The 13,003-nt window shown below is 72.9% G+C and carries 10 protein-coding genes and 1 riboswitch; of the genes, 1 reads left to right on the forward strand and 9 read right to left on the reverse strand.

The features are described 5' to 3' along the window. Nucleotides 1–182: 182 nt before the first annotated feature. The 3 genes from ACZ6I1_RS10450 to ACZ6I1_RS10460 form a co-directional block, all read right to left on the reverse strand. Nucleotides 183–1,391, reverse strand: a complete 1,209-nt coding sequence (locus ACZ6I1_RS10450) for an MBL fold metallo-hydrolase (protein ID WP_469285363.1) — start codon at nt 1,389–1,391, stop codon at nt 183–185. A 110-nt stretch (nt 1,392–1,501) separates the two neighbouring features. Next, entirely contained in the window at nt 1,502–2,287 is a 786-nt protein-coding gene (locus ACZ6I1_RS10455; RefSeq protein ID WP_469285365.1) for an SGNH/GDSL hydrolase family protein, read from the reverse strand. A 163-nt stretch (nt 2,288–2,450) separates the two neighbouring features. Further along, nucleotides 2,451–3,425: a M23 family metallopeptidase gene (locus ACZ6I1_RS10460; RefSeq protein WP_469285367.1), complete on the reverse strand. Its 975-nt coding sequence runs from the start codon at nt 3,423–3,425 to the stop codon at nt 2,451–2,453. A 2-nt stretch (nt 3,426–3,427) separates the two neighbouring features. Beyond that, nucleotides 3,428–3,603, reverse strand: a riboswitch (cyclic di-AMP (ydaO/yuaA leader). A 315-nt stretch (nt 3,604–3,918) separates the two neighbouring features. On the opposite strand from ACZ6I1_RS10460, the gene ACZ6I1_RS10465 reads away from it, so the two are divergent. Beyond that, the gene (locus ACZ6I1_RS10465) at nt 3,919–4,710 is read left to right on the forward strand and encodes a tyrosine-protein phosphatase (protein ID WP_469285368.1); all 792 of its coding nucleotides are present in this window, start codon (nt 3,919–3,921) and stop codon (nt 4,708–4,710) included. Nucleotides 4,711–4,801: 91 nt separating this feature from the next. Here ACZ6I1_RS10465 and ACZ6I1_RS10470 read toward each other — a convergent pair whose 3' ends face one another. From ACZ6I1_RS10470 to hpnE, 6 genes are all read right to left on the reverse strand, one after another. Continuing rightward, nucleotides 4,802–6,220 carry an aspartate aminotransferase family protein gene (locus ACZ6I1_RS10470; RefSeq protein ID WP_469285370.1) on the reverse strand — a complete coding sequence of 473 codons (1,419 nt, stop codon included), beginning with the start codon at nt 6,218–6,220 and terminating at the stop codon, nt 4,802–4,804. Continuing rightward, nucleotides 6,217–7,257 carry an adenosyl-hopene transferase HpnH gene (gene hpnH / locus ACZ6I1_RS10475; protein WP_469285373.1) on the reverse strand — a complete coding sequence of 347 codons (1,041 nt, stop codon included), beginning with the start codon at nt 7,255–7,257 and terminating at the stop codon, nt 6,217–6,219. The genes ACZ6I1_RS10470 and hpnH overlap by 4 nt, the downstream gene beginning before the upstream one ends. A 5-nt stretch (nt 7,258–7,262) precedes the next feature. Beyond that, on the reverse strand, nt 7,263–7,925 hold the full coding sequence (locus ACZ6I1_RS10480) for a phosphorylase family protein (RefSeq protein WP_469285375.1): 663 nt from the start codon (nt 7,923–7,925) through the stop codon (nt 7,263–7,265). Next, nucleotides 7,925–9,904: a squalene--hopene cyclase gene (shc, locus tag ACZ6I1_RS10485; RefSeq protein WP_469285857.1), complete on the reverse strand. Its 1,980-nt coding sequence runs from the start codon at nt 9,902–9,904 to the stop codon at nt 7,925–7,927. Before shc ends, ACZ6I1_RS10480 begins: the two co-directional genes overlap by 1 nt. 301 nt (nt 9,905–10,205) lie before the next feature. Next, nucleotides 10,206–11,306 (reverse strand): polyprenyl synthetase family protein, encoded by a 1,101-nt coding sequence (locus ACZ6I1_RS10490; protein ID WP_469285377.1) that lies wholly within the window; start codon nt 11,304–11,306, stop codon nt 10,206–10,208. A 47-nt stretch (nt 11,307–11,353) separates the two neighbouring features. Continuing rightward, nucleotides 11,354–12,733: a hydroxysqualene dehydroxylase HpnE gene (hpnE, locus tag ACZ6I1_RS10495; protein WP_469285379.1), complete on the reverse strand. Its 1,380-nt coding sequence runs from the start codon at nt 12,731–12,733 to the stop codon at nt 11,354–11,356. Between the last annotated feature and the right edge of the window lie 270 nt (nt 12,734–13,003).

Raw genomic sequence — 13,003 nt, forward strand, 5'->3', positions numbered from 1 at the left:
GGGGTGCTTCCCGCTCCCGGTGGAGCGCTCGTACAGCCGCCCGAATCCCCCGGGTCGCCTTCCGGCGGGGAGCACGCCGAGCGCGCGCCCGCCGAGTGCCGGGGCGCCGCCCCCGTCGCCCCGCACCGGTCGGGCCTTCGGTCGGGCTTTCGGTCCGTCCGCCGGTGGGGGGTGTCCCTCCGTCAGGACCCGACGGCCTCCGGCTTCTCGCGGATCACGCCCGCCGCCCGGCCCGCGGTCACCGCCGCGACGGACACTTCGGGCGCGCCGTGGCCGCCCGCCACGAACGGCCGCCACCAGGGCTGGTCCGGAACACCCTCGGCGCCCGGCTCGAACGGCTGGCCCGGGATCGGCAGCGCGATCGCGGCTCCGGCCCCCTCCGCCGCGGTGAGGGTTCCCTCGCCCGGCTCGTTCCACGAGTGGGGGGCCAGGTTGAAGGTGCCCCAGTGGATCGGCAGCATCGTGCCGTGCGGCGTGCCGCCCTGGAGGTCGAGGTGGGCGCGCATGCCCTCTTCGGGCGTCATGTGGATGTCGGGCCAGTACTCCGAGTACGCGCCGATCTGGATCATCGTGGCGTCGAAGGGCCCGTGCTCTGCGCCGATCTCCGTGAAGCCGGGAAAGTAGCCGGTGTCCCCGCTGTGGTAGATCCGGTGCTCGTCCCCGGCGACCACCCAGGAGGCCCACAGCGTGTGCTGCTGGTTGCGCAGGCCCCGGCCGCAGAAGTGCCGGGCGGGCGTCGCGGTGAGCGTGAGCCCGGCGATCTTGGTGCTCTCGTTCCAGTCCAGCTCGCGCAGCCGGTCGGCCGGCACGCCCCAGCGCTCCAGGTGGGCGCCGACGCCCAGCGGGACGGCGAACACCGTGTCCGTACCGGCCAGCTCCTTGATCGTCGGCAGGTCGAGGTGGTCGTAGTGGTCGTGCGAGATCACCACGACGTCGACCGGGCCCAGCGAGGCCAGCGGCACGGGCACGGGGTGCAGCCGCTTGGGCCCGACGAAGGGGAAGGGCGAGCACCGCTCGCCCCACACCGGGTCGAACAGCACGCGTCGCCCGTCGATCTCCGCGAGCACGCTGGAGTGGCCCATCCAGGTGATCCGCAGTCCGGTGGCGGGTGGCTTGGCCAGCTCCGCGAGGGTCGTCGGGTACACGGGTACCGGCGCGCCGGGGGTGCGCCGTGCCCGCTGCTCCCGGTTGAAGTAGATCTTGGCGAACTCCGTCATCGACCCCGAGGGCCTGGTCCGGGCTCCGAGCGGGTTCTGGAAGACGCCGTCGGCGAAGTTCGGCGAGCGGTGGATCCGGGCCAGCCGCTCGCCGGACGGGTCCGCGCCGAAGGCTTCGGGCCGCAGGGCACGCAGCCGGGGACGCAGGGGACGCGGGGGACGGGAGCCGGTCAAGGCGCCTCCTGGGAGGATGGGGTCGGGACGGTCGTCGGTCTACGACCTTCCAACGCACGGACACCCCCGAGGATTCCGCTTACGGCCCCCGTCCCCGTCTGCGGCTCGCCCTACAGCGGGAGGAGGTCCGGCCGCTTCGCCTCGACGTGGTCCCCGGAGGACTGGCCGCGCAGCCGCCGTCCGATCCAGGGCACCAGGTGCTCGCGGGCCCACTGGATGTTGTCCCGGGTCACGTCCACCGAGCCGCGCGGCCGCTGCGGCGGCCACGGCTGGTCGGGGTCGGCGGGCACCTCCAGGCCGAGCACCTGCGCCGCGCGCAGCGCCACCCGCGTGTGCCCCTCGGGCGACAGGTGCAGCCGGTCGGCGTCCCAGGCCCGCCGGTCCTGCACGGACTTCAGCGACCAGAGGTCGAGCACCGGGCACTCGTAGCGGTCGGCGATGGCGCGCACGTGGGCGCTGTACGTCGCCACCTTGCCCCGGAGGTGCTTGAGGACCGGCACGCCCCGGGTGTCGAAGCCGGTGGTGATCATGACCAGGCCGACGGCCCCGGTGAGGTCGGCGACGGCGGCCTCGAACCGCTCCGCCACGTCGTCGGGGTCGGTGCCGGGCCGGATGATGTCGTTGCCCCCGGCGCAGAAGGTCACGAGGTCCGGCGCGAGCTCCTTGGCCCGCGGGACCTGCTCGGCCACGATCTGGTCGAGGAGCCGGCCGCGCACGGCCAGGTTCGCGTACCGGAAGTCGTGTTCGTCACGCTGGTCGGCCAGGAGCACGGCGAGCCGGTCCGCCCAGCCGAGATAAGAATCCCCGGGTCCCGGGTCCCCCACGCCCTCGGTGAAGCTGTCCCCGATCGCCGCGTACGAGCCGATGGTCTTGAGTGTCGTCGTCGTCGCTGCCACAAAGCGACATCCTTCACCCGCGCACACGACCTACGCCAACGTAAGCAGGGGTTGACGGACCGTGATCTATACCACGCGAGGGATAAGGAATAAGTACACGCCAGGCCGGGACCCCCCTCGGGCCCCGGCCTGACGTGTGTTCGTGCTCCGACGGCCGCTGCCGTCAGATGGTGACGCCCTTCGAGCGGAGGTAGTTCACCGGGCTGATGTCCGAGCCGTAGGACTGGGTCGTGCGGATCTCGAAGTGGAGGTGCGGGCCGGTCGAGTTGCCGGTCGAGCCGGAGAGGCCGACGCGCTGGCCGGCGGTGACGCTCTGGCCCACCGAGACGGACAGCGAGGAGAGGTGGGCGTACTGGGAGTAGTTGCCGTCCGCGTGCCTGATGATGACCTCGTTGCCGTACGCGCCGGCCCAGCCGGCCGAGACCACGGTGCCCGCGCCGATGGCCTTGACGGTGGTGCCGGAGCTGGCGATGAAGTCGACGCCGGTGTGGTAGCCCGAGGACCACATGGCGCCCGCGACCTTGTACTGGGTGGATATCCCGCCGCTCACCGGGGCGACGAATCCGGCGCCGGAGGGGGCCTGCGCCGCGGTGGACGAGCCGCTGCCGCTGCCACTGCCACTCGGCTTCTGCTTCGGCTGCGGGGCGGGGGCCGGGGCGTCCTGCTCGCCGGAGGAGCCCTCGCCGGCGGAGGCAGAACCGGTCGAGGACCGCTCGGCCGGAGCCGGAGCCGGGGCCGGGGCCTGGGCCGTCTTGGCCTTCGCGCCGAGGGTCAGCTTCAGACCCGGGTGGATCAGGGAGGGGTCGCTGCCGACGGCCTCGCGGTTGTCGGCGTAGAGCCGCTGCCAGCCGCCGTCGAGGTGGCGCTCCGCGGCGATCTTGGAGAGGTAGTCGCCGGGCACGACCGTGTAGACGGTCGGCGCGGCCTCCACGGCGGCGGGCGCGGCCTGGAGCGCGAGCGGGAGCTGCGGGGCGACGGCGGGGGCCAGGGCCGGGGCGGCGGCCGGAGCGGTGGCCGCGTTGGCGCCGGCAGCACCCATCAGGGGCAGCGCGAGAGCCGCACCACCGGTGCCGGCGACGGCGAGACCGCGGGAAAGCGAACGGGACTTCGGACGGCGGTGCTTACCCTTTGCAGGCATGGCGAATTCCTCTCCGTCGCCTGCGAGGTGAGCTGTCGGGTTCGGACTGGAGATGTCCGGCCGCACATGAACGGAACATGTACGGCTTCACCCCTAGCCGTTCCGGAGAAAGATCCGGAACAGCGGCTTACCTGGTTCCCCCGCTCCTGCCGCGCGCGTGAATAGTCGGGTGCGGTTTCCGGGAGGCGGCAGGATTAGGCGGTCCACCCGGATCGATCGCGAAGGTAATCGAGTCCGGGCGTACGGAACAAGCCATGAATTCCCCAAAGGAATCACCGGGATGAGGGACCGACGGAATTCCGGTCACCCTCCGTCTATTCCACACCGTCAACAACCGCCCCGGCCGGGCCATTCGACTTTCGCGATCAGGCACTCACGGTCACCGTATGATCTGGCTCACGGGGCCGCGTCCGATCTCGCCGCCGGATATGGCAAGTTGGAGCCAACCAGCTCAATTCGGACAGATGTCCCACCATGAACCGGAGGAGTTCCTTTGACCCAGCGGATACAGGAGCCGGAACTGTCCGGAGTGCGCAATTTCCGCGATGTGGGCGGATTGCCGACTTCTGACGGGCGACAGGTCAGGCCGGGACGACTGTTCCGAAGCGGACATCTGGCACATGCCACCGAAACCGATGCAGAGTTCCTCGCATCGCTCGGGCTCCACACCATCTTCGACTTCCGCAACGTCGCCGACCACGCCCTGGAGGGGCCGGACGTCGAGCTGCCCGGCGTACGGAACGTCAACATCCCGCTCTCGGACCCGGCCGACGGCCGGGAGTTCTGGAAGATGGTCCGCGACGGCGGGCTGGACCAGCTCCGCTCGGTGCTGGGCGAGGGCAAGGGCGCGGCCCGGATGGCGCAGTCGTACCGCACGATCATCCGGCACCGCACCGCCGAGCACGGGCGGGTGGTGCGCGCCCTCGCCGAGGACAGCGTCCCCGCCCTGCTGCACTGCGCGGCCGGCAAGGACCGGGCAGGCCTGTCGATCGCCGTCGTCCTGCTGGCGCTGGGCGTGGAGCGCGAGGCGATCGTGGCGGACTACCTGGAGTCGAACGCTCCGCACCGCCGCTACCGGGTCCACCGCAGCAGCCAGGCGCAGGAGGCGCGGTCGCCCGAGGTGATGGAGCTCCTCGCCCCGCTCTTCGACGCCCGTGCCGAGTACCTGACCGCGGCCTTCGACACCATCGACGAGACCTGGGGCGGAGCGGACCGCTACCTGGCGCAGGGCCTCGGGCTCACCCCCCAGGCCCTCGACCGCCTCCGCGGGCAGCTGCTCGACTGAGGGCCCGTGCCGGAGGGGTGCGTCCGAAGCACCCCTCCGGCCCGCCGGCACGCACGCCCCGGCAGGGCAGCGGCAGGGCTCCGGCAGGCCGTCACCGGTTGCCGACGGCCTGCTTCACCAGGGTCCTGCCGAACTCCCACATGAGCCCCGAGCCGCCGTGCGCCTCGTCCATGACCTCGCGGAAGGCGCCGACGAACCGGTCGACGTCCCGCTCGTCCACGACCAGCGGCGGAATGAGCTTGATCACTTCCAGGTGGTCTCCGGACACCTGGGTGAGGATCCGGTGCTTCTGCAGCAGCGGCACCACGACCATCTGCGCGAACAGCCCCTTGCGGGCCGCCTGGAGCATGGCCCACCGGCTGCGCAGCCCGAGCGAGGACGGCCGGCCGAACTCGATGCCGATCATCAGCCCGCGCCCCCGCACCTCGTGCAGCAGCTCGTACTCGTCCACCAGGGCCGCGAGCCGCCCGCGCAGCAGATCGCCCATGGCCCGGGCGCGCGCGACGAGCCGCTCGTCCTCCATGACCGACAGCACGGCCAGCCCGGCCGCCATCGCCTGGGCGTTGGAGCCGAAGCTCGCGGAGTGCACGAGGACCCGGTCCATGGACGAGTAGACCTTCTTGAAGATCCAGTCCTTGCCGAGGGTCGCACCGACCGGCACGTAGCCGCCCGAGAGCGCCTTGGCCACGCACACCAGGTCGGGCTCCACGCCCGGCTCGTGCTGGTACGCGTAGAAGTCCCCGGTGCGCCCCAGGCCGGTCTGCACCTCGTCCGCGATCAGCAGCGCCTTGTGGCGGCGCAGCAGGTCCTGCGCGGCGAGCAGGAAACCGGGCGGGGCGGCGAGCACCCCCTTGCCCTGGATCGGCTCGACGACGAAGCCGGCCACGTCCCCCTTGCGGAGCTCGCGCTCCAGGGCGCCCAGGTCCCCCAGCGCGATCTTCGTGTCGGGGAGCAGCGGCGCGAAGCCGTCCCGGAAGCCGCCCTCCCCGTTCACCGAGAGCGATCCGGCCGTGAGCCCGTGGAAGGCGTGGTCGCAGTAGAGGACCCTGGGCCGCCCGGTGGCGTACCGGGCGAACTTCAGGGCCGTCTCCACCGCCTCGGTGCCGCTGTTGCCGAAGTAGACCCGGTCGAGGTGCGGGCTGTACGAGAGCAGCTTCTCGGCCAGCAGCCCGGGCAGCGGCTGGCAGTCGAAGCGGGTGAGGTCGGCGAGCTGGGCGTCCAGGACGTCGTGCAGGGCGCGGCGGACCACCGGGTGGTGCCGGCCCAGGCCCATCACGCCGAACCCGGCGAGCATGTCGAGGTAGTCGTTGCCGTCGGCGTCCCAGAAGTGGGCGCCCTCGGCCCGCTGGTAGACCTTGTCGAAGCCGATGGTGTGCAGCATCCGGGGCAGTTGGTGGTTGAGGTGCCTGGAGTGCAGCTCGTACCGCTCCCCGCCGCGCTCGGCCAGCAGGGCGCCGAGGTCGAAGCCCTTGCCCCGGCCGCCCTCCTCCCGCGGCTGCGTCGCGGTCACGCCGGTCCTCGTGAGGCTTCCCGGTTCCCGCCGATCGTCTCCCGGGCCGCCCGCAGGGACTCCTTGAGGGAGCCCATGGTGGCGAGGACGGCGGTGGGCTCGTACCCGCAGTGCGCCATGCAGTTCGCGCAGCGCGGGTCCTTGCCGCGGCCGTACTTGCTCCAGTCGGTGTCGTTGATGAGCTCCCGGTACGTCGGCACGTAGCCGTCGCTCATCAGGTAGCAGGGGCGCTGCCAGCCGAAGAGGGAGTAATTCGGAATGGCCCAGGCCGTGCAGGGGAAATCGGCCTTTCCTTCCAGGAAGTCCAGGAAGAGCGGCGAGTGGTTGAGCCGCCAGCGCCTGCGGTTGCCGCCCGCGAATGCCTTCCTGAAGAGTTCGCGGGTCTGTTCGACGCCCAGGAAGTGCTCCTGGTCGGGGGCCTTTTCATAGGCGTAGGCGGGCGAGATCATCATCTCGTCCACCCGGAGGTCGTCATTGAGGTAGTTGAGCACCTCGATGATCGTCTGCGGGGTGTCGGTGTTGAAGAAGGTGGAGTTCGTGGTCACCCGGAACCCGCGCCTCTTCGCCTCCTTGATGGCCGCGACGGCCTCGTCGAAGACGCCTTCCTTGGCCACCGACTCGTCGTGCCGTTCGCGCAGTCCGTCGATGTGCACGGCGAAGGCGAAATACGGGGACGGGGTGAACTTCTCGATCTTCTTGCGCAGCAGCATCGCGTTGGTGCAGAGGAATACATACTTCCGCTTCGCCACCAACTGGCGCACGATCTCGTGAATCTGCGGGTGCATCAAGGGCTCTCCGCCCGCGATGGACACCATGGGCGCGCCCGACTCCAGCACGGCGCCGACCGCCTGGGCGACGGGCATGCGCTGCTTGAGCACCCCGGCCGGGTGCTGGATCTTCCCGCACCCCTCACAGGCCAGGTTGCAGGCGTACAGCGGTTCCAGCTCGACGATCAGCGGGAACTTCTCACGCTTGCGGAGCTTCTGTTCGAGCAGATACGTCCCGACCCTGATGGTCTGGCGCAGCGGCATGGCCATCTGGCTCACCTCCTGGGGAGCAGCAAAGAACGGTGCCAGTCATAAAACGCGGGCAGTACGGCACGCAGTACGCGGAAGGCCGATATTCCACCGCGGACGGTGCCGATACGGACGAGCTCATGCTCCGGAGCGTCCACGATCACCCGGACGGCCGCAACCGGGCGTCCGCCCGCCGAGGAGCGGCGGTCGCCGCGGGTGGCGGCCCACAGGGTGGCCGCGGACTCCATGTCGACCGCGATGGCGCCGGCGGCGCGCAGCTGCGCGCGCTCCTGGCCGCGGACGACGTGGTCGGATCCGGTCAGTGCGCCGGTGTGCACGGTCCGGCCGGGGGCGGCCCGGGCCAGTGCCTCGGCGAGCAGGGCGGTCCCGGTGCACGCCACCACCCCGTGCGGGTCCCTGGTCTCCTCGGCGACGACCAGGTCGCCGGGGTGCATGCCGGGAACCAGTCCCGCGCAGAATCCGGTGGCGAGGACGGCGGCCCGCTCCATGCCGGGCCGCTCCAGCGCCCGGCCGACGGACCGCTCGGCGGCGCGCGGGCCCATGCCGGTCCGGAGCAGGGCGTGGTCCCCGCGGCCCGCGCTGCGCAGGGCCGTCTGCTCGATGCGCAGCGCGCAGGCCACCAGCAGCGGGCCGGGAGGCGCGGCCCTGTCCCCCGGGGCGGCGGACATCAGGATCCCCCGGCGGGCGCGAACGGTTCCCCGTGCAGGTAGCGGCCGAGCGCGGTGAGCGGGAACACCTGCCGGTACAGGTGGTAGTTGATGGAGAAGTCCCAGGGGAAGCCGGTTCCCGTGAAGTAGGGCTCGTCCCAGGAGCCGTCCTCCTGCTGGGTCCGCACCAGGTAGGCGATGCCCCGCGCGACGGCCTTGCCGTCGCGCTCGCCCGCGGACAGCAGCGCCATCAGCGCCCACGCCGTCTGCGAGGGGGTCGAGGCGCCCTTGCCCGCCCACGACCGGTCCTTGTAGGAGCGCTGGTCCTCGCCCCACCCGCCGTCCTCGTTCTGTACGGATTCCAGCCAGCGCACGGCCCGCCGGATGGCGGGATGCGCCGGGGCGATGCCGGCGGCGGTCAGGGCCGGGACCACCGAGCCGGTGCCGTAGACGTAGTTGGTGCCCCAGCGGCCGAACCAGGCTCCGTCCGGCTCCTGTTCCGCGAGCAGCCAGGCGATGCCGCGCCGGGTCCGCGCGTCACCGGCCTTGCCCTCGAAGGCGAGCATCTCCACCACGTGGGCGGTGACGTCGGCCGAGGGCGGGTCGATGACCTCGCCGAAGTCGCAGAAGGGCAGCCGGTTCGGGAAGGGGCTGGTGTTGTCGGCGTCGAAGGCGCCCCAGGCGCCGTTCTTCGACTGCATGCCGAGGTTCCAGGACACCCCGCGGGCGATGGCCGCCTCGACCCGGGCCGGGTCGGGGTGCTTGATGCGGCGCAGCGCGAGGACGACCTCGGCGGTGTCGTCGATGTCGGGGTAGGTGTCGTTGTGGAACTCGAACGCCCAGCCCCCGGGGGCGAGTCCGGGCCGCCGCACCGCCCAGTCCCCGGTGCGCGTGATCTCCTCGCCGAGCATCCAGTCGGCGGCCTTGACCAGCGCCGGGTGGTCGGGGCGCAGGCCCGCGTCGGCCAGGGCGATCGCGGCGAGGCAGGTGTCCCAGACCGGGGACTGGCAGGCCTCGATCATCCGGGCGCCGTCCTCGCGCCACACCGCGAACCGGTCGAGGGATTCCAGTCCGGCGCGCATCACCGGGTGCCCGAGGTCGTAGCCGAGCAGGTGGAGGGCGATGACCGAGTACACGGCGGGCGGCTGGATGCCGCCCCAGCAGCCGTCGTTCTCCTGGCGTTCGACGATCCAGCGGGCGGCGGAGGCCATGGCCGCCTTGCGCAGCCGGCGCGGGGCGAACCGCCGGTAGACGTGCAGGGCCTTGTCCATCCGCTGGAAGGCTCCGTCCCAACTGGCCAGCGGGGCGAGTCGCTTGGCGGGGTGGGGCACCCGGGCGTCGGTGTGCAGCTCGTCGAGGGCGAAGGGGGCCGGGCGGACGGGGCGCAGCGCGGAGACGATCGTGAGGGGGACGATGGTCTGGCGGGCCCAGCAGCCGAAGTCGTAGATGTTCAGCGGCACCCAGGGCGGCAGGAACACCAGCTCGGGCGGGAGTTCGGGGAGGTGGTCCCACTTCCACCAGCCGAAGAGGGCCAGCCAGATGCGGGTGAAGACGCGGGCGGCGGCGATCCCGCCGTGGGCCCGGATCCAGGCCGACGCGCGGGCCATGTGCGGGGCGTCGGGCGCGTCACCGGCCAGGCGCAGGGCCACGTACGCCTCGATGGTGGCGGAGAGTTCGGGGGGACCGCCGTGGAAGGTGGCCCAGGTGCCGTCGTCCCGCTGCTCGCCGCGGATGAAGAGGGCCGCGGCGCGGGTGGTGGCCTCGTCCCGGATCCCGAGGAACTGCCGCAGCAGCAAGTCCTCGGCGTCCATGGTGACGTTGGTCTCCAGGTCGCCCTTCCACCACCCCTCGGCGTCCTGCCGCGCGAGCAGGTGCCGGGTCGCCCGCGCGGCGGCCTCGTACACCTCCCGCCGGGCGCCGTCCGGCGGTGCGGGAAGGTCCGCGGTGGCGGTACGGGCCCCGCCCGGGCCGCCGTCCGGCGCGTCCGGCGGGGCCGTCAGGGCGGATGCCCTGGGCGGGCCCGGTTCGGCCGCCGGGCGGACGGCGAGCGCGCCCCCCGCTCCGGGCGGGCCCGGTGGTCCGTACTCGGCCGCCGGGCCGGGCAGCGCAGTGCCCGGGGTGGTGTCGCTGTCAGCGCCAGCGCTCTCCGCGCTGCCGTCGGTCGTCGCTGTCATGGCTTCCCCTTCGTGCAGTCGGTCCTCTGCTGTGCTGGGGTCTGCCGTCGGCCGACGCGCGCCCCCTCAGTGGGGGGTGGCGGCGTCGGCCGGCGACTCGCGAGTCATATCAGCTTCCGTGCGGCGTTCACCTCTTGCGCACGACGACGAAGTCGGCCAGGGCCACCAGCTGGTCGCGCACCCGCCGGGGCATGTCCACGCCGTCCAGGGCCTTGATCGCCACCGCGTGCTGGCGGCGCGCCTCGTCGGCGGTCCACTGGCGTCCGCCGGCCGCCTCGATGAGCGCCGCGCGGGCCGCGAACTCCTCCTCCGAGAAGTTCTCGAAGTCGTTGCTCTTGGCGTCGGCGGCGAGCAGCTGGGCGAGTTCCTCGGCGGCGGGCCCCTCGGCGGCGAGGGCGGCGACCACCGGCAGGGACTTCTTGCGCTGGCGCAGGTCGCTCCAGGTCTGCTTGCCGGTGGAGTCCGGGTCGCCCCAGATGCCGAGCAGGTCGTCCACGGCCTGGAAGGCGAGGCCCAAGTGGTAGCCGTACTCCTCGAGCTTGTCGGCCGTGCGGTCGTCGGCGCCGCCGAGCACCGCGCCGATGGAGACCGCGCAGGCGAGCAGCGCGCCCGTCTTGTTGCCCTCCATTTCCAGGCACTCCTCGACGCTGACGCGCTCGCGGTGCTCGTAGGAGATGTCCTGGGCCTGGCCGTCGATGAGCTTGCGGCTGGCGGTGGTCAGCCGGCGCGCCGCGCGGCCCGCCTCGACGGTGCCCAGCTCCAGCAGCACCTCGTTGGCGAGGGCGAAGAGCGCGTCGCCGACCAGGATCGCCAGGGCCGGTCCGTGCACCTTCCACACCGTGTCGCGGTGGCGGCGCTGCTCGTCGCCGTCCATCAGGTCGTCGTGCAGCAGCGAGAAGTTGTGCACGAGCTCGACGGCGACGGCGCCCGGGATGCCGACCTCGGCGGCGACTCCCGCGGCCTCGGCGGAGAGCAGCGCGAGGGCGGGCCGGACGGCCTTGCCGCCGTCGCCGTCCGCGGGGTTGCCCTGGGCGTCGATCCAGCCGAAGTGGTAGGCGGCGACGGTGTCCATGGGCGAGGCGAGGCGGTCCACGGCGGCCCGGAGCGCGGGGGTAGACAGCGTACGGCCGCGCTCCAGCAGGGCGACGGTGTCCGCCTTCTCCCTACCCGCTCCGGCGGTGCCCGCACCGGCATCCGTGTTCTCGACAGCCGGATTCCCCGGGTTCACTGGCTCTCCTCTTGTTCCTGTGGGTGCTGCGGTCGTGCTGATGGTCGTCATGCCGCCTCCTGCAGAGGGTGTTCGCGGGGGCGGCCGAGCGCGGCGAGCGCGGCGTGTGCCGCGCTCAGGCCGCTCCGGACGGCGCTCTCCATGGTCGCGGGCCAGCCGGTGGCAGTCCACGCACCGGCCAGATACAGCCCCGGCGTGTCGGTCCGCGCCCCGGGGCGCAGCCGGCCCACGCCGGGTGTGGGGGCGAAGGTGGCCGTCCGCTCCCGGGTGACGAAGAAGTCCCGTACCTTGGCGCCGCGCGCGGCGGGCAGCAGCCGCTCCAGCTCGGGCAGGTACTTGGCGCGCAGGACGGAGACGGGCTCGTCGATGTCGTCCTGCGCGACGGACTGGGACAGGGCCAGGTACTGGCCGCCGTCGGGGAGCCCGGAGGAGTCGGTGCGGTCGAAGACCCACTGCACGGGGGAGCCGAGCGCCGCGAAGAAGGGCTGCTTGAGCACCTTGCGGTCGTACACGACGTGCACGTTGAGGATCGGCGCGGTGCCGATGTCGAGCAGCTTGTCGCGGTCGGCGAGTGCCCCCGCCGGGAGCAGTCCGTGCGCCTCGCGCTGCGGGACGGCGAGGACGACGGTGGCGGCGTCGAACGACTCCTCGTCGGTGTCGACCCGCCAGTTCCCCTCGGGGGTACGGGTGACCGCGGTGACCCGGGTGCGCAGTTCGGTCCGTACGCCGGCCGCGTCGAGCGCCTTGCGGGCGAGCGTGTCGTGCAGGTCGCCGAGGGGTACCCGGGCCCAGCCGATGTCGGCGGCGCCGTTCTCGGAGAGCAGGCCGGTCTTGAAGACCATGGCGGCCAGGCCGAGCGAGGAGTGTGCGGCGGTGGCGTTGAGGGTCGCGATGCCGACGAGGTCCCACAGGGCCTCGATGGCCCGGGGGGACTGGCCGTAGCGGCCGAGCCAGGTCGCGAAGTCCAGGCCGTCCAGTGCCGGGTCGGCGGGGTCGAGCCGGCGCAGCGCGAGGGCGGCGCGGCCGACGCTCACGCGCTCGGCGAGGGACAGGTGCGGGTAGCGGGCCAGCGATCCGGCCAGGTGCAGGGGCACGGGCAGGGCGCTGCGGCGCAGCCGGCCGAGGCGCGGGCCCTTGGCGTGCGCGACGTCGAGCACGGGTACGTCGAGCCGGTCCTGGAGGGGCGCGAGGGCGGCGCCGTCGACGCGGTCGAGGAACCACCGGTAGGCGGTGCAGCAGCGCAGGTAGACGTGCTGCCCGTTGTCCACGGTGAGTTCGCCGCGCTTGAACGAGAACGCGAGGCCGCCGAGCCGCGGCCGGCCTTCCAGCAGGGTCACGCGGAGCCCGGCGTCGGCGAGTTCGAGCGCGGTGGTGACGCCGGCCAGTCCCCCGCCGATGACGACCGCGCGGTTGCCGTTGTCGCTCATGCGTCCTCCCCGGTGGTGGTGCGGTGGCCTTCAGGGCCGGTCGGCCGGTGCCGCTGGGGCGGGACCGGCCCGTGCCCGGCGCGGCCGGAGCCCGCCGGAAGAGACGCGCCCGTCCGCGCGCGGGTTGCCCGGGGGGCGGGGCCCCGCTCCGGACGGCCCGCCGGGCGCGGGTGCGGGGCGGCGGCTGCGCACGCCGCGAGCGCGCGCGGGCGTGTCCCCGGAGCACCGGACGCGCCTGCGCCCGCGCCGGCCCGGCGGGGGGCCACGGCG

This window comes from Streptomyces sp. NPDC046303, from assembly GCF_055588085.1.

What these genes read in the sequence shown, in the direction of transcription:
- ACZ6I1_RS10460 (WP_469285367.1), bottom strand. Translation starts at nt 3,425, where the DNA reads ATGCCTGCAAAGGGTAAGCACCGCCGTCCGAAGTCCCGTTCGCTTTCC.
- hpnE (WP_469285379.1), bottom strand. Translation starts at nt 12,733, where the DNA reads ATGAGCGACAACGGCAACCGCGCGGTCGTCATCGGCGGGGGACTGGCC.
- hpnH (WP_469285373.1), bottom strand. Translation starts at nt 7,257, where the DNA reads ATGGCCATGCCGCTGCGCCAGACCATCAGGGTCGGGACGTATCTGCTC.
- ACZ6I1_RS10480 (WP_469285375.1), bottom strand. Translation starts at nt 7,925, where the DNA reads ATGTCCGCCGCCCCGGGGGACAGGGCCGCGCCTCCCGGCCCGCTGCTG.